The sequence below is a fragment of the Paenibacillus sp. FSL L8-0340 genome, assembly GCF_038593145.1.
GTDB lineage: Bacteria > Bacillota > Bacilli > Paenibacillales > Paenibacillaceae > Paenibacillus_AQ.
Genome location: NZ_CP151967.1, coordinates 5,297,497 through 5,322,456, shown reverse-complemented (window position 1 = coordinate 5,322,456; position 24,960 = coordinate 5,297,497). Strand labels below are relative to the sequence as shown.

Sequence of the window (24,960 nt, the reverse complement as noted above, 5' to 3'; positions counted from 1 at the left end):
AGGTTGCTTAATTCTAAATAGCGTTTTAGAATATAAGTAATGACTTATATATTAGAAAGGAGAAACCTGCATGGATGTTCTAAATGAACTAGTGGATGATCTGAAGCTGCTGGGTGACAAAACACGTCTCTCTATGCTTTCGTTATTGAAAGACCGGGAGTGGTGTGTCTGTGAATTCGTTGAACTCTTTGATATTTCACAGCCGGCGATCAGTCAGCACTTGCGCAAACTGAAAAGCAAAGGGCTGGTCAAGGAACAGAAAAGAGGGCAATGGGTTCATTATTCCCTGAATATCAATGACAAGCCGCATATTCAGGCTATTCTTGAGTATACTCCGGATTCCAAAGAAATTCTGGCAGGACTCAACAAGGTATCTGGTGCTGTCTGCTGTGACTAAATAGAGATCATACATAAACGGGAGGGTCAGACTTGGTAATACTTGCAATTCTTATATTTTTGCTTACATTGGTTTTTGTTATTTGGCAGCCCAGGAACCTGTCGATCGGCTGGTCGGCTTGCGGCGGTGCGATTCTCGCTTTGCTGGCAGGTGTAGTCAGCTTTAACGATGTTCTCGATGTCACTTTAATCGTGTGGAATGCTACACTGGCGTTTGTTGCGATTATTCTGATTTCCTTAATCCTTGATAAGGTTGGGATCTTTGAATGGGCCGCCCTGCATATGGCGAGAGCTGCACGGGGAAACGGAACCCGGATGTTCATCTATGTCACTCTTCTGGGTGCGGTGGTCGCCGCGTTTTTTGCCAATGACGGAGCGGCGCTTATTCTGACGCCTATTGTCCTGGCCATGGTCCGTGCGCTGAATTTTGATGAGAAAAAGGTCTTTCCATTCATCATCGCCAGCGGCTTTATTGCGGATACGACCTCATTGCCGCTGGTGGTAAGCAATCTGGTCAATATCGTATCGGCAGACTACTTCGGAATCAGCTTCATGGACTATGCAGGGCATATGCTGATACCTACACTGTTTTCTTTGGCAGCAAGTACCCTGGTGCTGTACCTCTTCTTCCGTAAAAGCATCCCGCGTAACTTCGACAGCTCAGAGCTTAAACATCCGCAAGAGGCGATCAAAGACCCAAAAATGTTCAAACTGTCCTGGCTTGTGCTTGCGATTCTGCTCGTTGGATACTTCGTCAGTGAATTCTTGAACATTCCGGTTTCTGTGGTGGCCGGGATTATTGCGATCTTTTTCCTGCTCATGGCCAGAAGAAGCTCTGCTATTTCAACGATGGAAGTAGTTAAGGGCGCACCGTGGGCGATCGTGTTCTTTTCTGTCGGGATGTATGTAGTTGTGTATGGATTGCGGAATGCCGGGTTAATGGATATACTAGCGGATTTGATTCAGGTTGTTGCGGATCAGGGGGTATTCGCTGCCACAATGGGGATGGGCTTTATAGCGGCGGTCATTTCATCGGTGATGAATAACCTGCCTACGGTCATGATTGACGCACTGGCTATCGACGCCACTCATACCTCCGGAATCATTAAGGAAGCTTTGATATATGCCAATGTCATCGGTTCAGATCTAGGGCCGAAGATTACACCGATCGGATCACTGGCCACGCTGCTGTGGCTGCATGTGCTCTCGGCCAAAGGTGTGAGAATCTCCTGGGGCACGTATTTTAAGACCGGAATTATATTGACGATTCCTACATTGTTTATTACTTTAGTGGGCCTCTATTTAAGATTGACTCTATTTTAAACCTAATCTATATTGCATTGTGCCTATCGAGCGACCCATGGTCTGAATTCAAATCGAACAGTGCAATCGAGAATGTAAGAAAAAAATTAAACTCAAAATATTTTAGCACTCAATACAACGAATTATTGGGTTTCTATTTGGCGAATAATGATGCATCCAGTTCTATATTCATATTATTTTTACAAGATGAAATTTATATGGAAAAGGATTGCAGTAAATACGAGGCTAGCAGGGTCCTTGAAAAAAGGTTTTCGACTGAGGGTTTTATAACATACGAAAAAAAATGTGAGACAAACTGGGGAAAAGAGAAAGAGGCGAAGTTGTGAAATCAATAAAAGATTTTTATGATGAAAGAGTTGCAAAAGTTCGCTGGTTCGAGAATTGTGGTGAAGAGATAAGGGAGCCTTATTTTGAAGGTAATATCATAATTGTTGATAGTTGGACAAAAGCTCAGAAAGGGATAAACGGGAAATGGGACAATCTGAAACTAGAAATAAGAAATAATCTAACGGGTACCTTACATGAACGTTGGAGAAATGAATATAGAGAATGGAATACGATTACTTTAGAAGCGAAAGCTGTACTCCAAAAAGGTGTACTTAACGAACTCAAATCTTATGTTTCTGCTAATAACATCAATTATAGTGTATATGAGAGTGTGGAATGGGATCTTCTTTGCGTGTTGATGGAATATGCCTACAGCGATCTCGTTGCTCCTGGTTTTTATTTCAAAATGTTTGATGTATATGAAGCAGGTCATCTTCCATGTGGCTGGAAAGGAAAGTGGCCAGAAGGAAATGTTTTAATTTTTTAATATTAGGTTCAAACCTCCGGAGGTACATATGGTTAAAAAGGATGACTTTGCATCGGGTGAGCTAATAAATCATTTACGTGAGAATATTGGAGAACCTAGTTTTGTAAACATGGAAGGTTTCATGCAAAGCATAAATATTGATTTAATAGTATTTGAGGCAAACACCAATAGAAACTATCACACCATAGTTACTTCTGGAATGAGCAACTATTCTTCCAATGTTGAGGTAGGATATGAAGAGTGGCAATACACAGAATTAATAATGTATTTACCCTCAGATTGGCCTGTACGAAAAACTGACATTCAAGATTTTGAATGGTATTGGCCTTTCGGCTGGTTACGGAAACTTGGGAAGTTCACATTTGATCATCAAAATTGGTTTTGTTACGGTGACAGCATTCCAAATGGTGATCCTCCACAGTTATTAAGCAACAAAAACCCATATGTCGGATTTATGCTGTTACCACCTATAAACGAGAACCCTGATTTTTTCACACTAAAAACGCCCGATAAAGAAATTCAGTTTCTAGTTGCTTTTCCTATTTTTTTGGAGGAAATGAACTTTCTGAGGAATAATAATTTTACTCTGTTGTTGGAGAAGTTTGATGATTTCCATATTAATGACATTATTAATTTGCAGAGGGCCAATGTTTGTGAATAAGCTGATTGAACTACGTCGGGGGTGAGCGGCATCATGCGGAACGGGGGGAGGATGAATTCATTCGTCACCGGGTAGCCCCCACTATTGATACTCTACCGCACCCAAGAATCTGAGATAATTCGATTGAATGGTTGCTTCAAGAAGTTCCTCAGTATACTTAAAATTATATAGTAAAACTACTGCATTAAAATTATCCGTCAAACCTTCCTGCACTAAGGCAGTAAATCTCAAAACAATCTCATCATCATAAGAGAATCCTTCAAGTAATTGATTCAGATTATTACTAGCTTCTTCATAATATTCTGCTTCTCTTACAGCATCATCATATCTACGAATCCCAAAATGTTTAGCAAAGATCGATGGAATAAAGTCTCCTTCATCCGTATAAGACACAGTAAGCAGCCTATCCAATTCCTCGGAAGATTGAACATTGCCTACCCACAGAGATACGGCTCCTTCTTTTTCCATGTTAGCCTCCTCTAAGGTTTTGATCCATCAGGCAGATCAGTAGACGAATCAATAATTTCTAACGTACAAGTTCATTGACAGCGGCACTTACTTATTCACTTATTTCGCATTTTTCTAGCACCCATTCCTTTGCTTGTTCTGATTTCAACAATATAGGGTTCTCCAATGTACCAATATTAATGCTTCTAAAATGAGCTTCTTCTATACCTTTAATATTTTTCAGTGTCACTCCGTTTAATAATGTTTCTTCAAATGAGGCTACACTTATATCTACATTTTCTAGTCTTGCATTACTAAAATCAGTTAAGTAGAAAAATACATTAATCAAATTACAATTCACTACATATGCATTTCTAAATATTGCTTCCCAACAATCCCCTTTACTAAATCTGCTGTTTTTAATGACGCAATTAGAGAAATCTGTATACCCAAGATCTGATTTATAAAAATCGCATTTATCCAAATACGCATTTTTAAAAGTTGATGAGCATAACAGCGATGCATGAAAATCGATATTTTCCAATTTTAGACCATCAAAAATGCACTCAGTTAAATATGCTTGATCAACAAATTTATCGGTTAAGTCAAAATCTCTTAAATCCACTTCATCTAATTTTAACACTTCGCCTTCTTTACCTATGGACTCAACCCACTTTTTATGTAGTACAAACTGATTTATAATGTTTTCTTCCATTTTGCCACTCCTTAAGGATACCAGTTCTATTTCTCGGTATTTGTAGGTTTTCGGGCTAAATCAGTCATATAAATTTTCTAAAAAAACCTTGAAATTCTCAGAAATAAAATACATGTTGCCCATATCTTCAGTGTCTTCGTCATGAGTCCAAAAATAAATATTTCCGAAACACTTCTCAGTAAGACCTATGCAGATTTGATTTCCACCAGAATCATCTGCAATTGGTAAAAATCCTGCATTAAGTATATCGTCAAAAATATCTATTTTTTTGTCTAAATTATCATACATTCCTCCAATGCCATAGAAAATATTTACCATACCCTTACCTTGCCCCTCAGAAATGATGAAGTAGTATGGTTTAGGATAGCCCCCATTGTATCTCAATAAAAAATCTCGATAATGGTTAGGAAGTTGCACTCCAATGATTCGCTCAAAAACTTGAAGTCTAGCTTCTGTTAAAACTTCTTGATTGCTTTGCATTTCCAAACCAATCTCCTCCTGTTCCGTTTTCAATGGACCGTCCGCCCATGTGCTCATGTATGTTTTTTCAACTAACACCAGTCTTTTTGCTCGTCTCTTAAGCCTAGCCCAAGTACTCTCCCTGATTACTACATGGGTTAAATGTGTTTCGGGGAAGAGGGGACATGGGCGTCAGGATCATATGTTTTGGGATCAGGCAGGTTCAGCTTACGAGAGGGACAAGGGCCATTTCGATTTCCATGCAGTTCTCAGATAGGGGGAGAAGTTGCTAGTGTAATTATGCTTGCAAGTAAAATGGAAGATTTCTTATACTGATATTATTTGAGTTAAGTCTGCTTGGGCTAAGCGATAAAACACCATAGTACGGGCGGCTATCTCGCATTATGGCTTTGTTGGTTAGAACCAATCCCTAATATAGGTTATCAAAAAAATCGTTGAAACTGTTTTTTAAAAAAATCATGTTTTCCATTTCTTCATCTGACTCCATATCATGCATCCAAAAATATATTTTTCCAAAGTAGTTCTCACTAATTCCAATACAAATCTCATTTCCTCCTGGATCACTAGCGATTGATATAAAACCTTCAGGCAGCTCACCATCTAAAACAGGTATACAGTTTTATTTCGCCAACTGCATTTGTTCTAATCCCCTAGGACGTGGCTATCTCAAGGCCTACTACGTAATTAACATCTAATCCACAAAATCACAAATGGATTTTCGAAAGGAAATCTTGGAGCATTTTCTTTACTGGTAAGCTAGCAGTGTGTAATGAGTCATTTATTCGTTGGAGTATACTTGGGTTATCTAATATCATTTTCTTAATTTCTTGATTTGTAAAACTTCTTAGTGTGTCAATACATATTTCGAATAATTCCTCATCATTCTTACTGAGTAATGATAATAAAATGTTGAATTCATTTACATTGCATTCATTATCCAAACAATACGCTAATTTTCTCTGCCACTCTATAGGTTTATTTTGCACTTGATTAGATAATTCAACCCAATCACTTGAATTAAACTCCGAAAGCATCTCGCTTGCAATGACACAGCCAACATCGTACCACGAATCTACTGATGTATCAGCGGATAAAAGGTTATCTAGTTCTTTGTACATATTAGAGGCCTCCATTTATATTTGAATTAAAAACCTGATAGGTGAGACGCTTTATCTTGCCTGTTGGCTAACCACTTGTTACATCGTTACCAACTTTAAATATATCAATTTCCACAGCATTCGTCGTGGCCCTTTTCGGTGTAATGAGGATATTTATTTACATAAAGCTCCATAGATTGGGGTATTTGTACTTCGGATGATCATTCTATTAATGTTTGAGACTTAAACGTTAGAACTTCTGAACTTCTTGACAGTTAGTTCTTTGTGGGTTAGTATGAGGATAAGAAGCTTCTGAATGCTAGAAGGAAAGCAAAATATACGAAGGTAGGAGAGGTGCAGTTCATTATGAAATACGATGGAAGTCAGGCTGGCACAACAGCGGTGTCCAAGATTCAGATGTATCTCACAGGAAAGCCGTTTAACCGGAATGAGGCTACACAGATAATAGAAGGCCTCAAAAGCTACAATAAGAACCGCAAGTATGGGGAAGAACTTTCTGGATCTTGTGAGGAAATTTTCAGCTATTTTAAATTCAAAACAAAAAACAGATTTACAGACGAGTTAGCATATGACAACTTCTTCAAGAAAAATGGGATTACCGATTATGCAACACTTGAGATTCAAGCAGAAGACTACTACGAACGCTACAAGCTTTAAGAATTAAAATCACTTTATCCCCGGCCTACGTGTGAAAACCTTGAGAAATCAAGGTTTATTTTTTAAAAGATAAGAATTTATATGTTTCACGCTATAAATTATCCTTCTATTTCTCGCTGAAACGGATACCGTCCTTTTGAGGACGGCAAAGCCGTTTCCACTTGTAGAGAACGTAGTTTAGTCTTTTTTATTAAAACTTCTAAAGTTCAGAAGTTTTTGATTGTATGCATACTTTTTTACTTGTATACTTAAAGCGAATATAGGACTGTGCAATTTATAAAAGTAGGAGTTGATCAGAATGAGTGGAGAACAATTTAGCTCAAACGCTGAGGAAATCAGATATTATATTAAACAATTGCTTCAAGATGGTGCGATACATGGCATTGAAGAAATGCGAAGTTATGTTGAACGGCATTCTTCCAATAGTGCGAATTTTACTACTGGCATGTATACAGGGGCAATACGCGATCTTGTGCGTAATAGCGGGGGGCATTATGCCAATCCGGTTCGGGGCGGCTATCAATTGGTTCAAGAGCCGATCGTGAAGTCGGCAGGCTCTGAGCTGCGTCAAAATGTGCTTTCCGTGATCGATAATACATGTGAATCTCTAACAGAAGCATGCACGATTAATATAATTGGACTTTCGCAGGCGGAATTAGCTGTCGCGAATAAGGTGGCTGATCTAATAGCCTATTTGAAATCAGCCGCTGATGAAATTCGGCAGGAATAATAAGTCTTTACAAGCCTACAGTCGAACTACAATAGAAAAGCGGCAGTCCTTCGGACCCTGCCCGTCTTACAGGCAAAGGCCGAATGGGCCACCGCTATAGGATTACTTCAGTAATGGGGATAGAAAGTCACATTTTAAGGCCGAATGCACGGATATGAGGATGCCGTTCTTGTGCGGGGTAACGGCTAGTGGTCGCATTGTACAATTTAGAACCGCTTACATAAAAACCTTTGACTGAGGTGCCTGCCGCTGCTGCCTGCTTCTGAGGGAGTGAGAGGGGAGAGGATGAGGACGCAAGCCAGAGTCATTAGTCTAATGCTGCGGAACGAAAATAATTTTCCGCATTTCAATCATAGTTCCTCCTCAAAAGGTTTATATGGGAATGTTAATAGATTTGTATTTTAACAGACTTCAGCTAGACAGGCCGATTTCTCAGGTGCTTCTGCTATATTTTCCGGGAGAAACTCCGGCGATATTCTTAAAGGTGCGAATGAAATTGGCATAATCGTTAAAACCGGCCAGGTAGCAGGTCTCGGATACTGATTTCCCTCCAGCCAGCAGCTGCTTGGCCAAAGCTATTTTTTTTAGCAGTACATAGCGGTAAAGGGTGCCGCCGGTTTGTTGTTTGAACAGGTGGCTTAAATAGTATTTATCAACGGCCAGCTCACTGGAAACCTGCTCCAGCGAAAGGCTGGTGTGCAGATGGTTGTCGATATAATGGATTGCCGATTCAATCAAGGCGGAAATAATGCTGGGAACCGGGGAATGTGACTTGTTGTAGAGACCATTGATGAATACCAGCAACTGCACAAGATAGGTCAGGGCGAGCACATCGCTGCCATACTGCGGGTGGTTTAACGCATCAATCAGCCGGGAAGCCAGCCGCATATATTCATTCAATTGGGGTTCGTCCATCTGGGAAATGTTCTGCTTGCCCGGTTGATGGTTCTGGAAGCAGGCCAGGAGATTCGTCTCCGCGGTACAGAAGGGGTACACCAGCTCTGCTTTGAAATGGATGGTTACCCGCTCATAGGGTCCCGGTGACAAATTGATGATTTTATGGATTTCTTGATTATTGAATACCAGCACAGAGCCTCTTTGCAGCGGATAGCAATACTGGTCCACGAAGCCGTTCACTGTTCCGTTCAGAAAGAGGAAAATTTCATAATGGTCATGAATGTGAAAATCTTTTGTAGGCGATAAGGGTGAATTTCCGATTCCCGCCAACAAGGGCGCGGCAATTTTCTCATAATATTGGGAATGTTTCATAATGTTAACGGCCTCCATATACAGCAATATTCGCAAGAAATCAAACATTAATCGCAAAGAACTTGCATTACTATAAAGGTAAACTAGGAGGGGAAATAACTCAATACGACAGAAGTATTCGATTGGGTGATATGAGGGATGGACTGATCAGGAGGGTTAATAATGCTCGAAACCAAGGAAATAAGACAAATGCTGCTGCGTACGGAATCGTCCAAGCTGTATCTGGCTGATTATCCGGAGATGCTGAGGCAAAAGGTGCTCGGCTCGCCGGCATTGCAGCCCATGCTGGCAGAGATCCGGGCGGAGGGGGAAGCGCTGCTGGCGACAGCGATTCCAGAGCTATCCTATACTTTATTTCGAATTTATTTCGAAAGAGGCACCCGGATGGAGTATGAGACGGCCTATTTCAACAGGAGAAACCGGCTGAGAACCTTTGGGCTGCTGGCATGGCTGGAGCCGGATAACCTTGTGCTCCGTGATGCGCTGTGCGATACCTTATGGGCAGTCTGCGATGAGTATACCTGGTGCGTTCCGGCACATCTTGGCAGTGAGGCGGAGAGTGATCCCGTGCTTCCCGAAGGTTCGGTTGCAGCGGGCAAAGAAGTTCCGGCAGCCGCTATAGACCTATTCTCGGCTGAAACCGCTTTTGCACTCGCGGAATTACTGCATCTGCACGGGGATAATCTGCCGCAGTTAGTACGTAAACGGGTCATCTCTGAGGTGCTTCAGCGTGTGCTGATTCCGTTCACCGAGCGCAGCTACTTTTGGGAAGAATCCAAGCATAATTGGGCGGCCGTCTGCGCAGGTTCTGTCGGAGCCGCAGCCTTGTATATGCTGGACAATGCCGAGGATACGGCGGTCGTGCTGGCCCGTGTACTTCCCGCGATGGACAGCTTTCTGTCAGGCTACCCTGAGGACGGCGCGTGCACGGAGGGGTATGGTTATTGGCAATACGGATTCGGATTTTATGTTTATTTTGCGGATCTGCTAAAGACCCGGACCGGTGGAGCACTCGATTTGCTGGCAGAACCTAAAATCCGGCAAATTGCCATGTTTCAGCAAAAAGCATTTCTAGATGGGTGCCATACCGTGAGCTTCTCCGATACCCGGACAGTAGCAGGCGTGTTTATGGGCTTGTCCCATTATCTGCACGCCCGGTTTGAAGAGGTTGATATACCCTCGCGCAGTTATGAGGCCGCTTACATGGAGGATCATTGCTACCGCTGGGCTTCGTCGTTGCGCAATCTGATCTGGCAGCATGGGGAAACGGAGGGACAGCCCTGGAGACCGGCTTCCTACTACCTGCCGGAAGCGCAGTGGCTAATTTCCCGGCATGAATCGCAGGGACGGCGGTTTGTATTTGCCGCCAAGGGCGGGCACAACGATGAGCCGCATAATCATAACGATGTCGGCAATTTCATCCTTTTTGCCGAGGGGACGACATTGTTAGCAGATATGGGGTCTGGACAATATACCAGCGGATATTTCGGCCCGGAACGCTACAATATTCTGTGTAATGCAAGTTTCGGCCACTCTGTTCCTATCATCAACGGAATGGCTCAGTCACCGGGCGCGTTGCACCGGGCAGCCGATGTTCAGCTGGAGAGCGGGGAGCAGACGGAAACCTTCTCGCTTGACCTGGCCCAGGTCTATGCGGATAACAGTTTGCTGCAGCTGAAACGCCGGTTCACATGGACCAAAACAAGTCAGCCTGTACTTATGCTGGAGGACAGCTATCAGTTTGCCTCTCTGCCGGAATCTGTTACGGAAAGATTTATTACCCCGCTGAAGCCGCGGATTGAAGAAGACGCAGTCATCCTCTCTTCGGATCAAGCTGCGTTAAGGATTGTCTTTGACAATAAGCTGCTGGCCCCGGAAATCCAGGAATTGCAGCATAAAGCTCATCGTGGACGCCTGCTAACCTTTTATGCCCTTGATTTTGCGGTCATCCGCACGGAGCAGAACATGAAGCTGTCACTGCGCTTTGAGTTGGAATAGGGAGAGGATCAGAAGATGGAATATCATTTGACAACCGATGACCGGCAATGGCTGGAGGAAATATGGGGAAATATCCGCAAGAAAATGGCTGTGGAATGTGAAAGAATCGGCACAGACATTCCATTCGAAGCCGAGAACGGCAAATATACAGATATGGGCAAGCAGAACATTTACTGGTGGACCAACGGCTTCTGGCCGGGAATGTTATGGCAAATGTATCATGCCACCGGAGAAGAGCTTTACCGGACCACTGCGGAAGGCGTGGAGGCCCGGCTGGACGAGGCGCTGGAAGGCTTCGAGGGATTGCATCATGATGTAGGTTTCATGTGGCTTCATTCCGCCGTGGCGAACTACCGGATCACCGGGAATGAAAAGTCGAAAATCCGCGGATTGCACGCCGCGTCGCTGCTGGCTGGCCGTTACAATCCGCTGGGACAATTTATCCGTGCCTGGAATTCTCATTCCGGGAATGAGTGTACAGGCTGGATTATTATTGACTGCATGATGAATATTCCGCTGCTCTATTGGGCCTCCAAGGAAGTTAATGATCCCAGATTTAAAGCGGTTGCCGTCCATCATGCGGACACTGTGCTGAAGACAACAATCCGTGGCGACGGTTCTTCGAATCATATTGTCATGTTGGACCCCGAGAACGGGGAGTTTATTGATAATCCCGGAGGACAGGGCTTTGACAGCGGTTCTTCGTGGAGCAGAGGCCAGGCATGGGCGGTCTACGGGATGGCTCTCAGCTATAAACACACTGGAAAAACGGAATATCTCGATGCAGCAAAGCAGGTAGCCCATTATTTTATCGCAAATGTTGCAGAGACCGGCTACATCCCGCTCGTGGATTTCCGCGCTCCGGCGGAACCGGTATGTTACGACACTACTGCCGGGGTATGTGCGGCTTGCGGTCTGCTTGAGATTGCCGGGCATGTCAGTGAATATGAGAAACCGCTGTATATCCGCTCCGCTATCAAGATCCTGCAGGCGACCGAGCGTAAATACTGCAATTGGAATCCTGAGGAGGATTCGATTGTCAGCGGTGGTACGGGAGCATATCACAGTGAAATCAAAGAAATTCCGATTATTTACGGAGACTATTTCTTCATTGAAGCTGTGTTGAGATTGCTGGATAAAGATATTTTCATCTGGTAGAACTGGGCTTCAGCCTATAACTTTTATAAAAATGGGAAACAGTGAGAGTTTAACTCGCTGCTTCCTCTTTTTTATTTCAACAAACGGGATTCACGGAGTATTCATCAGTACGGCTCTAAGCTTGATCTTTGATCCGCTGTTATTATGGTTCTGAATTGGCATGTTGCGGGAGCTGCACTGGCGATGATATTGGCTAATGCGGGATCGGTCATTTATTATGTGGTAAAATGGTAATGATTTGAACCGGAAGGAGTCGTTCTATGTTAAATATAAATAAAATCAAGGAGCTAATCCCGCACCGATATCCATTTCTGTTGGTCGATAGAGTCATCGAGCTTGAAGAGGGGAAACGAGCGGTAGCGATTAAAAATGTGACGGTTAATGAGCCGTTCTTCGCGGGACATTTTCCCGAGTACCCGGTTATGCCGGGGGTGCTCATCGTTGAGGCCTTGGCACAGACCAGTGGCATTGCCATGTCCAGTTCTGAGGAAGACAGCAATAGAATTGGACTGTTGACGGGCATCGACAAATGCCGTTTCAAACGTCAAGTAAAGCCGGGAGACCAATTACGGCTCGAATTCGAAGTTACCCGGGTGAAGGGACAGATTGTCAAAGGCAACGGAACCGCCACCGTCGACGGAGAACTGGTCTGTCAGGCGGAGATCATGTTTGCCTTTAGCAGCAAATAATTGTGAGTGACAAGTGGAAACGGCTTCGCCGTCCTCAAAAGGACGGTATCCGTTTCAGCGAGAAATAGAAGGATAAATTATAGCGTGAAGCATATAAATTCTTATCTTTTAAAAAAGGGGGCGCTCCAAGCAGCCATTTCATGGCTTTTGGAGACATCCCCTCTTCGCCTTTTATGCTTTGTAATTATGTAGTGCTGGCCTGCTGTTCCTTTTTATACTCGTTGGGTGAGAGGCCGACCTCTTGTTTGAACAGCTTGGAGAAATAGGAGTAGTTGTTATAGCCTGTTTTATTGGCAATGGTATAGACGGACATATGGGTCGTTTCCAGCAGATGCTTGGCGGCTGCGATCCGGACTTGAATGACATAGCTGCCGAGGGAGACACCAGTCTCTCTCTTGAACAGCCGGGCCAGATAATCCGGATTGAGATAGACGATTTCCGCCAAGTCATTGCGCGTCAGATCATCCCCGTAATGCTTATGGATATGCTCCTTGATCTCTTCGGCAATGGAAGTGGGCTGTGCGGCAAAGTCACGGTATTCCATAGCGGTATTGACTAAATACTTCAGATATTCCTCCATATCCTCAATGGAGCTCAGCGAATACATCAGCAGCTGATCATTGGTTTTGCCGGTATACAATTTATGCGCCTGTATCCCCTTCAGCTTCAGAAAGGAATACACAAGCTGCACAATATCCAGCCGGAACAAGCCCAGGACAGAGGTGTCGATAGCTTTGTTGCTCAGCATATGGTTCAGATGCGAGACGGTTTCCCCAAGAAAATCGGCAAGCTTGTTCTGATTGAGCAGCTCCTCCAGATGTGCCAGATCCGGCGGAAAGTAGACAGGTTTATTTTGCCGGCAGTGCTCTTCCACGGAGAAGGTCTGATTGCGGCATTTGGTCAGTTCTTCATCCATATTCAGCAGTTGTTTGAGAATTGTCCCGGCCTTATTCAGTGTGCCAGGCAGGCCGATATTGCAGCAGACATCGCATTTTAAGTAGGGATTGGCTTTTTGGATAAAAGAGGCACTGAACGCCCTAAGCACCCCGGCGTCCTCCGGCGTCTCGTTCCATTTTAATATGGCGATCCAGTTATAGTCTTTAACTTCCAGGATGCTTTCTATGGAGAAGCCCGGATGGTTCAGCAGTTCGTACAGCACATTCAGCAGCGCAAAATCAAACAGGCCTTTCTCTTCTTTGCCCATGCTTCCATTATGGGGAAATACGTTGAACAATATGGGCTGCAGCAGATCTTTCATTTGATAGGACAGGTTCTGCTCTTCGATTGCATGGGCAATGTCCCCCGGCTTAAGCGGGAAGGAGGTACTGCTGCTGACCAGCTTGCGCCAGAAATGCTCAAGATTTTTCGCTTGATTCTTTTGCCAGAAGTAACCGCCCCGAATCGCCTGCTCGTTACTTTGCTGCTCCGCTGCCCGCACGACAGCTTTTTGAATGATTAGCATCAGCTTGTCAAATTCGATCGGCTTGAGAAAATACTCAAAGCTTTGCAATTCGATGGCCTTCTGCGCATAATTGAAATCAGCATAATTGGTAAGCAGGATGGCTTGAATACTGTAATTCTGTTCACGAATCCACGCCAGAAGCTCCAGTCCGCTCCCTTGCGGCATTTCGATGTCCGATATCAGAATTTGCACCGCATGCTTCTCCAGAATTTCACGCGCTTGCGCCACGTTATTGGCCGTATACACGGTTTCAATATTCAGCATCTTCCAATCTATCTTTTTCTGCAAGGCGGCAATTACGTAATAGTCATCATCCACAAGTAATATGTTCATAAGCTTCGCTCCATTCCTGATGATAGATCTTGCTGATCCGGCAGGGTCAAGGTGATAACAGCGCCGCCTTCCGGCAAATTGGAGAAGCTGACGGCCGCTTTTTTAGCATAAAGGTATTCCAGGCGCTTAAGGGTGTTCATGATGCCGATATGTGTGCCTTTCGTCTGATCCAGCGGCAATCCGGAATGAAGTTTCTCCAGAACCTCCGGCGGAAAACCCGGTCCGGTGTCAGAGATTTGGATAACGGTTAGCCGGGTATCTTCCTCGTCCATGCAACGTCCAACGGTAAGCTTAATCTGCACTTCCGAATCTCTGGAAATCGCATATTTAATGGAGTTCTCAATGAAGGTTTGCAGCACGAGCGGAGGAATCATCACGCTGCCAGCCTGTTCAGCCAGTTCAATATGATAGATGAAGGCATCCCGGTAACGCTGACGCTGAATTTCCAGGTACATCCGCACATGCTCAAGTTCATTCTCCAGCGGAACAAAATCCTCGCCGTTCTGGAACAAATAGCGGAAATACTTGGAGGTTGACATCGCCATATCCTCAATCTCCTGATACATTTGGATCTGCGCCATGCTGTAAATGCTGGTCAGGCAGTTAAGGAAAAAATGCGGTTTAATCTGCTGCTTCATATAGTCCAGCTGGATTTGCTGTTTCTCCAGTTCCTGCTCGTACATGGCAATTTTAAATGTTTTGATCTGCTCCACCAGGTCTTTGAACTGGTCATTTGCCTGCTCCAGCTCAATAAGCTTGCTGCTCCTCAAATCTGCCGGCTGCCCGTCTTCATTAATGCGTGCCAGGTTCTCGGAGAAGCTTTGGATCGGGCCAAGCACCCTTCGCTTGAAAAAGAGCATAACGACACATATCGTTGAGGTGACTATGAAGAACAGCAGCATAATGAGCAGCTGGGCGATCATGATTTTCTCAAAGGCTCCGAATTTAATGACCATCTCGGCGCTGAACGTTGCACTCGTGAACTCACTGCTGATCGTGGTACGGGGCTGAAGCCGATTGAAAACGCCATTATTGTTCTGAAGCACTTTGCCGCTGTTGGAGACCGGGCTGGTAAGGCTGATGCCGCGCTCATCCACCAGGGATGCATAACCGTTGGCTCCCAGATTGATCTGGCGCAGCGGACGGATCAGATGATCCGCCGAGATGAGACCGATGAGATAGCGGTTATAATAAGGGACAATGTTGATCACATAATATTTGCCGTTTACGAGGACAGGCGTCCATTTGGAATAAAACTTCTCATACAACTCTTTATCATCTATAAAGGAAATGATCTGTTTCTTGAGCTCCCGGTAGTCGGTATAGGTCACACTGATCGGAGCGCAATTCAGAAAGTAGGACTGATTCTTTAAATAGTAGAAGAAGTTATACTCCTGTCCGTAGTTTTTCTGCAGCTCGGTGAACCTTTTATGCAGGTTTTCATTTGCTTTTAAGAACTCGATGCTGTTGATCCGGTAAGCGTTCATCGTATTGAGGGTTTCATCATTGGCCAGTGTCCAGCCCATATAGTGATTAATGTAGTCAAAATCATGATTGATCCGGTTGATATAGAGGTCAGCAGTATCCTGCAAATACCTTGTGGACTGCTGTTTGACGATAAAAATGGAAGCGATGCTGATTGCCAAATCCAGAACAAGCACGGAGAATGAAATCAGAAGCATAACTTTCACATAATGACGAACAGGGTACAGTCTGGTTGCTGCTTTACCTGACGTTGTATTGGCCATAGTTCCCAAATCCAGTATCCTTTCCTGCGCAGCCATTTCTATGAATGCGTTTTTATGAGTAACAAAATCATTATAAAACCTTTAGTTTAAAAAAACATAAGAACATGCTGCCGTTTCGGCGCAAAGTCCGGAAAGCGCAAATAAAAGTCTGGAAACTGTTATTAAAAAGGGGCGCGGATGAGTTTGCAGCTTCAATATTTTGTAAGCGGATGCAGAAGTCCGAATAAGAGGTTCAAAATGTCCGGAATGCCGAGCAGCAAGCAGATATGATTAGAACTGCAAAGAGGATGTATATATCGAAATGGGGGATTATGAAATGGGTGAACAGAGCAAGAAATCATCGGCAAAGAAATGGATAACCGGTCTTCTGGCAGCTGTAATGGTCATGGGACTTGCCGGCTGCGGCGGTAACAACAAGGAGAATAATAGCGCGGCAACCGAGACGGGCGGGTTCAATAAAGAGGGTCTGCCGATTGTAAGCGAGCCGGTGACCCTGAAGGTTCTGACCGTCCGCTGGGGCAGCATGGGCGACACTTTTACCCAGAACCAGTGGCTTAAGGATTTGGAGAAGAACACCAATGTAAAGATTGACTGGCAGGTGATGTCATCCAACGACTGGGCCGAGCAAAAGTCCATTATGCTGGCAAGCGGCACACTTCCGGATGTGGTACTGGGGGATCAGACCTTCTCCGATTCCGACATCGTCAACAACTTAAGCTACTTCCGTCCGCTGGATGATTATATTGATCAGTATATGCCTAACCTGAAAGCGGCAATGGAAGAAACGCCGGAGATGAAGAAAATCAGCACCTTCCCAGACGGGAAAATCTACTCTCTGGCCACAAGACTGCCCTCGCGTCCAAAAAGCTCGCGCCAGCCTATAATCAACAAAACCTGGCTCGACAAACTGGGCCTCGAAGTGCCGGATACCCTTGATGATTTGTACAATGTGATGAAAGCGTTCAAGGAGCAGGATCCGAATGGAAATGGCAAGGCGGATGAAATTCCTTATATTGAAGTGAGCAATGATCTCATCAGTCCTTTCGGAATCGCCGATTTGAATAACAACAACATGCTGGTCAAGGACGGTAAGGCAGAATACTATCCTATTTCAGAAGAGTACAAGGAAGGCCTCAAGTGGGAAAATAAACTCTATAACGAAGGCTTGCTGGATAAAGAGCTGTTTACACAAGACGACACCATGAGATCGGCCAAATTCCAGAACCCGGATGCTCCGGTTGTAGGCTTCTCGTACCAATGGACTCCCGATGCCGTATTTGGCAAATGGGGAGATCAGTATGAAACCATTCCGCCGATTGCCGGACCGGAGGGCAAACGCTACACAATTGGTAATCCAATCGGGATGAATTTGGCCCGCAATGAGCTGCTGATCACCACTTCCTGCAAAACACCGGAAATCGCTGCCCGTTGGGCAGACCAGTTCTACACCAATGAAGCAAGCATTCAGAATTTCTGGGGAGCTATCGGCACTGTGATCCAGAAGAACGATGATGGCACCTATACACTCATGGACCCGCCAGCCGGAACCAGCGCGGATGCCTGGTACTGGGATCAGTCGCTGCGTGATTTCGGGCCGAAATATGTAAGCCCGTCTTTTGAAAAGGATATCGTGCTGAGCTCCGAAAGCGGCGACGGCTTGAAGCTGCAGCTTGATAAGCTGGGCAGCGAATATGTAACAACGCCTTTCCCTAACGTAATGTACACTGCGGAAGAATTCCAGGAGCTGCCTACCTTGACCACTGATATCGATACCTACGTGAACACCATGCGGGCCCAATTTATCAGCAAGGGCGGAATTGATGATGGCTGGGATGCATATGTGAAGAAGCTGAACGACATGGGACTTGAGAAGCTGATCAAGATCCGTACTGAAGCTTACGAACGTTATATGAGCGTAAAATAACTCTTCTGACTCCACGAATCCGCCCTGCGCAGCTCACTAGCGCGGGGCGCATTGTATTCATGGCTCAGCAAACAAGCGCTGGAGGATATTCACCGGCAGAAGCGAGCCATAAAAGTCCGGTTAACGCACCCTATATGTCCAGTAGGCGCAGAAGCAGAGGCGATATACTGAAAGCAATTAAACAGAAACAGATAAACGGAATAAGGAAGCGGATGCTTACAAAATTATAGGGGGGATTTCATGAAATCCGGTCAAGCCAGTCCGGCACGGGCATTCGGACAAATGAAACGAAATTGGGGACTGTACCTGTTACTGCTTCCCGCTGTGGTGCTTACATTATTATTCGCCTACAAACCGATGTATGGGGTGCTCATTGCTTTTAAGGATTATAGTCCGGCGATGGGTATAAGTGACAGTCCATGGGCGGGATTCAAGTATTTCGAGAAGTTTTTTAATTCCTATCAATTTTCATCGACGATTAAGAATACAGTGATCATCAGCTTATACAGCCTGCTTACGTTTCCAATCCCGATTCTGCTGGCACTGATGGTCAATCAGATGCGGCCAAACCGGTTTAGACGTTTTTTCCAGACTGTGTCCTATATGCCGCATTTTATTTCAACTGTGGTTATGGTTGGGCTGATGATGATTTTGCTGTCCCCAAGCACCGGACTTGTCGGTAATCTGTATAGTTTGTTTGGCAAAGAAGCCCCAGATCTGATGGGCTCCTCCAGCCTGTTCAGCAGTGTTTATGTCTGGTCAGATGTGTGGCAGCATGTGGGCTGGGACAGTATTATCTTTATCGCTGCTCTGTCTGCTGTGGATCCCAGCCTGTACGAGGCGGCTACCGTGGACGGAGCAAGCCGCTGGCATAAAGTCCGTTATATTGATATTCCGATGCTGATGCCAACAGCGGTTACACTGCTGATTCTGCGCGTCGGAGGGCTGTTGGGGGTTGGCTTTGAAAAGGTCTATCTCATGCAGAACGATCTGAATGCCACTTCAAGCGAAATTCTTTCAACGTATGTCTACAAAATTGGTCTGCTCAGCAGCCAATACAGCTTTTCCTCGGCGGTCAACCTGTTCAACACGGTCATTAACTTTATCTTGCTCATTATCGTCAATCAGATTTCCAAAAAACTCAGCGAAAACAGCTTGTGGTAGAAAGGAGGAACTTAGACATGGGAGTCTTGGAACCTGTAGTGAAGGAGAACATGGGGAAAATAAAAAACAACCGTTCCTCGGACACGGTTATGGAATATGTAATGTATGCCATTGCGGCGGTCTTTCTGATCATCCTGATGTACCCGCTGTATTTTATCATTATCGCTTCGTTCAGTGATCCTTCTGCAGTGGCGGGCGGACAGGTGTGGCTGTTCCCCAAAGGGTTCACCTTTGACGGCTACAAAGAGCTGCTGCGGCATGAAAACATTTGGATCGGGTACCGGAATACAATCCTCTACACGGTGGTGGGAACAGTCATTGGGCTGTTGGTCAATATCTCGGCAGCCTATGCACTGTCCCGGAAGGATCTTGCCGGACGAAAGTTTCTGTCGCTCTTCTTCATCTTTACGATGTTTTTTAACGGCGGTCTGATTCCGACCTTCCTGACAATCCGCGATTTTCATATGTACGATACCTTCCTGGTCATGGTGCTGCCTTTTTCAGTGGGCGTTTATAACATTATTGTTGCCCGTACCTTTTTCCAGACCAGCATTCCCGGAGATTTGTGGGAAGCAGCGCAGATCGACGGCTGCGGGAACCTGCGTTATTTTGCCCAAGTGGTTCTGCCGCTCTCCAAAGCTATCATTGCGGTACTGGGATTATGGATTGCTGTCGGCTACTGGAATTCATATTTTAATGCGCTGATTTATTTGAAAAATCCGAACCTGCATCCGCTGCAGCTGATTCTCCGCAACATTCTGATCACCAATCAGATGCAGTCGGGCATGGGAACTGGCGAAGCTGCCCAAATCGCACTGCGTTTGGCTAATATGATGCGCTATTCCGTGATCATCGTGGCCACGGTTCCAATTATGTGTGTGTATCCGTTTGTGCAGAAGTACTTTAATCAAGGGGTTATGATCGGGGCCGTGAAGGAATAGCCCTCTCTCGCCTATAACCAGAAAAGAGGTTGACCATGGAACAAAAAGTTCTTAAGCAGCGGCAGATACCTGCTCATTTCAAGCTCCACTCCAAGCCAAATGCTCATCCTGAAGCGATAATTGAGGGCGGGCATTTCCGGTTCACGATAATGACACCACAGCTGATCCGGATGGAATACAGCGGGCCGGGCTGTTTTGAAGACCGGGCCACCCAGACTGTGCTGAACCGCAGCTTTGCCGTTCCGGACTTCCGGCTGATCGATCATGGGAACAGGCTGGAAGTCATTACAGAGTATCTGCATCTGAGTTATGACAAGCAGCCCTTCTCCCGCCATGGCCTCAGCGTGCGGGTAAGAAACGGGCAGGGCCACCTGATGAGCGTCTGGAATTACGGCGATACGCCGCAGGACTTGGGTGGTACGGCACGCACACTGGATCAGGCGGACGGCGCCATTCCGCTGGAGCACGGACTATTGTCACGCAGCGGCTACACCCTCATGGATGATAGTGCTTCGCTCCTGTTGGAAGAAGGTGGTGAGGTTGAGCCGCGGAGGCAAGAAGCCCAGGACCTGTATTTTTTCGGCTACGGCCACGATTACTTGAACTGTCTTAAGGATTTCTACCAATTGTGCGGTCCCACACCGCTTTTGCCGCGTTATGCGCTCGGCAACTGGTGGAGCCGGTATTACCGCTATACAGAAGATGAATATAAAGGGCTGATGGAGCGGTTCGAACTGGAGCAGATTCCATTCTCTGTTGCAGTTATGGATATGGATTGGCATCTGGTCGACATTGATCCGCAGTACGGCAGCGGCTGGACAGGCTACACCTGGAACAGGGAGCTGTTCCCGGACCCGAAGGGTTTTCTGACTTGGCTGCATGACACAGGGCTGCGCGTAACACTTAATGTCCATCCGGCGGATGGTGTGCGGGCCTTCGAAGGTCCGTACCTGGCGATTGCGGCGGAGCTGGGCATGAATCCGGAACAAGGCGATGCGGTGGAATTTGATATCACCGATCCGGAATTTCTGCAGGCCTACTTCAAGTATCTGCATCATCCGCTTGAAGAAGAGGGAGTGGATTTCTGGTGGATTGACTGGCAGCAGGGCGGGGTAACCAAGGTTCCGGGCCTTGATCCCCTGTGGATGCTGAACCACTACCACTTCCTGGACAGCGGACGCCGGGGGAACAGGCGGTTGACCTTCTCCCGCTATGCCGGACTTGGAAGCCACCGTTATCCTGTCGGATTCTCCGGGGACACCATTGTCACCTGGGAGTCACTGGATTTCCAGCCTTACTTTACGGCCAACGCGTCGAATGCAGGTTATGGCTGGTGGAGCCATGATATCGGCGGTCATATGCTGGGTTATCTGGACGATGAGCTGGTGATGCGCTGGGTGCAGTTCGGTGTATTCTCACCTATTCTGCGTCTGCACAGCTCAGCGAGCCGGTTCAACAGCAAGGAGCCTTGGCGGTTCAACAAGGTCGCGGAGAATGTGATGAAGCAGTCGCTGCGCCTGCGGCACCGTCTGCTTCCATATTTATACACGATGAACCGCTATGCCAGCCGCGAAGGTCTTCCGCTGATCCGCCCCATGTATTACCATCATGCGGAGCGCCTTGAGGCGTATGAGGTCCCGAACCAATATTATTTTGGCACGGAGCTGATAGCCTGTCCGATCACACAACCGGTAGACAAGCAGACAGGCGTTGCCGAATTCAAGGCTTGGCTGCCGGAAGGGATCTGGGTGGATTACTTCAGCGGAAGAGTATATGACGGCGGAAGAAAGCTGTCGCTCTACCGGAACCTGGAGAGCATTCCGGTGCTGGCCAAGGCCGGAGCCATTCTTCCTATGGCGGACCTGACGGAATATACCTCATCGGTGGCCAATCCGCAGCATCTGGAGATCATGGTATTTGCCGGATGCAACGGCTGTTTTCAGCTGTGGGAGGATAACGGAGATGCTGTAGAGGACAGCGATGAGCAATGGTGCAGCACAGAAATGCTCCTGAGCTGGGGAGAGGCTGCAGCCTTTAAGATTCACCCTGCCAGCGGAAATACAGCAGTTGTGCCGGAGCGGCGGACCTGGAAGCTGTCCTTTATCGGCTTCGCCGACAGCCGGGTAACGGTGATGGCAGATGGCGGGGATATTGCCGCCGAAACCGGATATGATGAAGTTTCGCATACGCTAACGGTTATCATCCCTGAGCTGCCGGTAGCTTCATTACTTGAAGTGATGTTCGCCAGTGCCCGGATTTCCGTAAACCGGGTGGAGGAGGAGGCATTTGAGCTGCTGAACCATGCGCAGATCCTGTTCCAATTGAAAGAACAAATTTACCGTGTGGTGAAGGAAGCTTCAGGTCCGGCAGCGGCCCTTGCTTCCCTTGCTTCGATGGATCTGGAGCATTCGCTCTATGGAGCGTTATGCGAAATATTGACTGCCAGATAGAGATCGGCCGCCGTCTACCGCAAAGATGAAGCCGGTTTTCAGTGCAGAGAATAGGACACGACTGCTATCATACACAACAAACAAGCCCGGGAAGTCGGGCTTGTTTGTTGTGTCGCAAGCTCAGAATTGCTTACACTAGGCAGTAATTTGTTGCTCAATGATGAATCTTATACCTCTAATATCTGGAAAATGTAAACAAATACCACTGAAAAAAATGTCGAATAATGCCGATATATACGATATATTGTTAATTTTATTCAGGAAATGAGGCTGTTAGAAATGCAACTTAGAAGCATCAAAGCAAAAACACTACTTCTCATTATGCCGCTTTTACTTGTAATTGTTATTGGAGTATCTTCTGCTGTTATCTTTAAATCCCATGGTTTATTGCTTGAACAGACGGAGAACAGCATGAAGGAGCAACTGGCAAATACCAATCAAAGCATTCAGAACCGGATAACCTCTCACGGTAGAGTGCCGGAAACGATAGCGAAATCTATTCAAGGTCATTACAGTAAGCTGAGCCTGGAGGATTATGATGCGGCTCTCAAAAACTCACTGGATATCAACAAAGATACCTTCGGCGTAGGCATTTATTTTGAACCTAATGTATATGAGGATGATACAAAGTTTGTTTCTTCCTATGCCTTTCGCGATCAGAATCAAATTACCGTTACACATGACTATAGTGATCCCAGCTACAATTATCCAGCGCAAGCATGGTATAAAATTGCAGCCAATCAAAAAGAGATACAATATACAGCCCCATTCTATGATGAAAAAACCAAGTCAACCATGGTTACCGCATCAGTTCCTGTGTATGATGATCAAGAACGTTTCATTGCAGTAGCTACCGGAGACATCAATTTGGATACTGTGCAAAATATCATCTCAGAGACAAATGTAGGTGATAGCGGATGGGCGTTTATGCTTGATAAAGACGGTACTTATTTAGCAGGACCCGAGACGGATAAAATCATGAAGGTAAAACTTCAGGAGGAGCAGGACCCCGTCGTGTCCACTTTAGCGAAAACTATTTTGAAAGATGGAAAGGGCGCTGCAACCTACACTTCCTCAGAAGGACTCATCCATGTGTATTTCTCAAAGCTGGAGCAGACAGACTGGATCGTCGCTGTAGCCTTGCCGGATCAAGAACTTAAAGAAAAGTTGAATGCACTGTTGCTGCAAACTTTGATCTTTCTAATCATTGGTATGGCTCTGATTGTAGTGGTTATTCTACTCTACGCCCGCAACTTGACAGCGCATACTTCACGTGTTAATGCAATGGCCGAGCACCTGGCTCAAGGGGACTTCACCTATTCCATTGAGGTGAAAACGAAGGATGAATTTGGCAGGATGGCAGAGAATTTAAATTATACAAGTGACCTTCTGAATAAAATGATGGGTAAAGTCACCGAACATTCCTTGCATGTTGCCTCTACAGCTGAAGAGTTGACGGCGAGTGCAGACCAGACAACTATAGTGGCTGAGGATATAGCCAACACCATTCAAGAAGTGGCTGCTGGTGCCGAGACGCAGCTTGTGGGAACACAAGAAAGCGCCAGGTCGCTTGAGGAGCTGGCCATCGGCATCCAACGGATTTCTGAGTCTTCATCCATTTTGCATGATGCTTCACAAAACACCTCACAGCAGGCGGCGCAAGGGAATAAGATCATTCAGCAGGCAGTTCATGATATGAACGAAGCCAATCGTTCGGTCTCGGTCACGGCTTCGCATATGGAGCAGCTCAGAGAACGTTCCAGTGATATAGGCAATATAATCAATGTGATTAGCGGAATAAGTACACAAACCAATCTGCTGTCCCTGAATGCCGGGATTGAAGCAGCACGCGCTGGTGAGCATGGTAAGGGATTTGCTGTAGTTGCTGCGGAAATTCGTAAGTTATCCGAACAAACCAAAGATTCTGCCGGGAAGGTCCGGGAGATTATTGAAGAAATACAAGGGGAGACCCGAGCGGCGGTACAATCGGTTGAAGTCGGAACGAAAGCGGTCAATTCCAGCACTGTGCTCGTGGAACACGCGGGGGAAGCCTTTAACGGAATTGTAGTGGAAATTCAACAAATGGTTAACCAAATTCAGGAGGTATCTGCAGTCTCTGAGCAAATGTCTGCCGGCTCCCAGGAAATTAGCGCTACTATGGAAGAACTTGCCCGTATTTCAGGAGAAGCATCAGATGCCACCCAAAATGTTGCCGCAGCCAGTGAACAACAGCAGGCTTCCATGGAAGAGGTTTCACACTCCGCTAAATCATTGAGTTCCATGGTTCAGGAACTGCAAAACTTGCTTGAGCAATTCAAGATTAAATAAACTTGAAGCAATGGAAGAACCCGAGAACCAGAGACAAACAGCAACCCGCAAGCTGACAAAGCAGTAAATATACATGAAGGTTATCCATAGCCCACTGGGGATAAGGATAACCTTTTTTTGTAGGATATCCACTGAAGGCCTGTATTCCTTTTTCC

22 protein-coding genes and 1 pseudogene are annotated in these 24,960 nt (G+C 45.9%); 15 read left to right on the top strand and 8 right to left on the bottom strand.

Features of this window, described 5'->3' with window-relative positions:
• Positions 1-70 precede the first annotated feature (70 nt).
• The 5 genes and pseudogenes from NST07_RS24355 to NST07_RS24335 all read left to right on the top strand — a co-directional run bounded on the left by NST07_RS24355 (position 71) and on the right by NST07_RS24335 (position 3,194).
• Entirely contained in the window at positions 71-397 is a 327-nt protein-coding gene (locus NST07_RS24355) for a metalloregulator ArsR/SmtB family transcription factor (RefSeq protein WP_341379273.1), read from the top strand.
• 32 nt (positions 398-429) lie between these two features.
• Positions 430-1,719, top strand: coding sequence for an arsenic transporter (locus tag NST07_RS24350; RefSeq protein WP_341094969.1), 1,290 nt, complete (start codon positions 430-432; stop codon positions 1,717-1,719).
• A gap of 98 nt (positions 1,720-1,817) precedes the next feature.
• Positions 1,818-2,045 (top strand): annotated as a pseudogene (locus NST07_RS24345) (hypothetical protein); the annotation flags it as partial.
• Complete coding sequence (locus tag NST07_RS24340) at positions 2,042-2,533, top strand: hypothetical protein (protein ID WP_342480303.1); 492 nt, start codon at positions 2,042-2,044, stop codon at positions 2,531-2,533. The pseudogene NST07_RS24345 and the gene NST07_RS24340, both read left to right, overlap by 4 nt.
• 28 nt (positions 2,534-2,561) lie before the next feature.
• Positions 2,562-3,194 (top strand): suppressor of fused domain protein, encoded by a 633-nt coding sequence (locus NST07_RS24335; protein WP_342480302.1) that lies wholly within the window; start codon positions 2,562-2,564, stop codon positions 3,192-3,194.
• An 81-nt stretch (positions 3,195-3,275) separates the two neighbouring features.
• Here NST07_RS24335 and NST07_RS24330 read toward each other — a convergent pair whose 3' ends face one another.
• The 5 genes from NST07_RS24330 to NST07_RS24310 form a co-directional block, all read right to left on the bottom strand.
• Complete coding sequence (locus tag NST07_RS24330; RefSeq protein ID WP_342480301.1) at positions 3,276-3,662, bottom strand: immunity 22 family protein; 387 nt, start codon at positions 3,660-3,662, stop codon at positions 3,276-3,278.
• A 91-nt stretch (positions 3,663-3,753) separates the two neighbouring features.
• Entirely contained in the window at positions 3,754-4,356 is a 603-nt protein-coding gene (locus tag NST07_RS24325) for a pentapeptide repeat-containing protein (protein WP_341379268.1), read from the bottom strand.
• Between the two features lie 60 nt (positions 4,357-4,416).
• Positions 4,417-4,893: an SMI1/KNR4 family protein gene (locus NST07_RS24320; protein WP_342480300.1), complete on the bottom strand. Its 477-nt coding sequence runs from the start codon at positions 4,891-4,893 to the stop codon at positions 4,417-4,419.
• A 352-nt stretch (positions 4,894-5,245) separates the two neighbouring features.
• Complete coding sequence (locus tag NST07_RS24315) at positions 5,246-5,428, bottom strand: SMI1/KNR4 family protein (RefSeq protein WP_341380397.1); 183 nt, start codon at positions 5,426-5,428, stop codon at positions 5,246-5,248.
• Positions 5,429-5,540: 112 nt separating this feature from the next.
• Positions 5,541-5,954, bottom strand: a complete 414-nt coding sequence (locus NST07_RS24310; protein ID WP_341094960.1) for a hypothetical protein — start codon at positions 5,952-5,954, stop codon at positions 5,541-5,543.
• 345 nt (positions 5,955-6,299) lie between these two features.
• Here NST07_RS24310 and NST07_RS24305 point away from each other — a divergent pair, with 345 nt between their 5' ends.
• Positions 6,300-6,611, top strand: coding sequence for a hypothetical protein (locus NST07_RS24305; protein WP_341094959.1), 312 nt, complete (start codon positions 6,300-6,302; stop codon positions 6,609-6,611).
• 298 nt (positions 6,612-6,909) lie between these two features.
• On the top strand, positions 6,910-7,341 hold the full coding sequence (locus tag NST07_RS24300; protein ID WP_341094957.1) for a hypothetical protein: 432 nt from the start codon (positions 6,910-6,912) through the stop codon (positions 7,339-7,341).
• A gap of 432 nt (positions 7,342-7,773) precedes the next feature.
• On the opposite strand, the gene NST07_RS24295 is transcribed toward NST07_RS24300, so the two are convergent.
• Positions 7,774-8,610: an AraC family transcriptional regulator gene (locus tag NST07_RS24295; protein WP_341094953.1), complete on the bottom strand. Its 837-nt coding sequence runs from the start codon at positions 8,608-8,610 to the stop codon at positions 7,774-7,776.
• Between the two features lie 162 nt (positions 8,611-8,772).
• Here NST07_RS24295 and NST07_RS24290 point away from each other — a divergent pair, with 162 nt between their 5' ends.
• The 3 genes from NST07_RS24290 (at position 8,773) to fabZ (ending at position 12,455) form a co-directional block, all read left to right on the top strand.
• Positions 8,773-10,608 carry a heparinase II/III family protein gene (locus tag NST07_RS24290; RefSeq protein ID WP_341094952.1) on the top strand — a complete coding sequence of 612 codons (1,836 nt, stop codon included), beginning with the start codon at positions 8,773-8,775 and terminating at the stop codon, positions 10,606-10,608.
• Positions 10,609-10,623: 15 nt separating this feature from the next.
• Positions 10,624-11,766, top strand: a complete 1,143-nt coding sequence (locus NST07_RS24285; RefSeq protein WP_341379265.1) for a glycoside hydrolase family 88 protein — start codon at positions 10,624-10,626, stop codon at positions 11,764-11,766.
• Between the two features lie 260 nt (positions 11,767-12,026).
• A complete protein-coding gene (gene fabZ / locus NST07_RS24280; RefSeq protein WP_341094949.1) occupies positions 12,027-12,455 on the top strand; it encodes a 3-hydroxyacyl-ACP dehydratase FabZ in 429 nt (142 codons plus the stop codon).
• Between the two features lie 184 nt (positions 12,456-12,639).
• Here fabZ and NST07_RS24275 read toward each other — a convergent pair whose 3' ends face one another.
• Complete coding sequence (locus tag NST07_RS24275) at positions 12,640-14,250, bottom strand: helix-turn-helix domain-containing protein (protein ID WP_341094948.1); 1,611 nt, start codon at positions 14,248-14,250, stop codon at positions 12,640-12,642.
• Positions 14,247-15,998 carry a histidine kinase gene (locus NST07_RS24270; protein WP_342480299.1) on the bottom strand — a complete coding sequence of 584 codons (1,752 nt, stop codon included), beginning with the start codon at positions 15,996-15,998 and terminating at the stop codon, positions 14,247-14,249. The genes NST07_RS24275 and NST07_RS24270 overlap by 4 nt, the downstream gene beginning before the upstream one ends.
• Before the next feature lie 316 nt (positions 15,999-16,314).
• On the opposite strand from NST07_RS24270, the gene NST07_RS24265 reads away from it, so the two are divergent.
• The 5 genes from NST07_RS24265 (at position 16,315) to NST07_RS24245 (ending at position 24,805) form a co-directional block, all read left to right on the top strand.
• Complete coding sequence (locus NST07_RS24265) at positions 16,315-17,922, top strand: extracellular solute-binding protein (RefSeq protein ID WP_341379263.1); 1,608 nt, start codon at positions 16,315-16,317, stop codon at positions 17,920-17,922.
• Positions 17,923-18,162: 240 nt separating this feature from the next.
• Positions 18,163-19,086 (top strand): ABC transporter permease subunit, encoded by a 924-nt coding sequence (locus NST07_RS24260; RefSeq protein WP_341094945.1) that lies wholly within the window; start codon positions 18,163-18,165, stop codon positions 19,084-19,086.
• A 17-nt stretch (positions 19,087-19,103) separates the two neighbouring features.
• A complete protein-coding gene (locus tag NST07_RS24255) occupies positions 19,104-20,027 on the top strand; it encodes a carbohydrate ABC transporter permease (protein WP_341094944.1) in 924 nt (307 codons plus the stop codon).
• A gap of 35 nt (positions 20,028-20,062) precedes the next feature.
• Positions 20,063-22,477 carry a TIM-barrel domain-containing protein gene (locus NST07_RS24250; protein ID WP_341094942.1) on the top strand — a complete coding sequence of 805 codons (2,415 nt, stop codon included), beginning with the start codon at positions 20,063-20,065 and terminating at the stop codon, positions 22,475-22,477.
• A gap of 279 nt (positions 22,478-22,756) precedes the next feature.
• Positions 22,757-24,805: a methyl-accepting chemotaxis protein gene (locus NST07_RS24245; RefSeq protein ID WP_341094941.1), complete on the top strand. Its 2,049-nt coding sequence runs from the start codon at positions 22,757-22,759 to the stop codon at positions 24,803-24,805.
• Positions 24,806-24,960 lie beyond the last annotated feature (155 nt).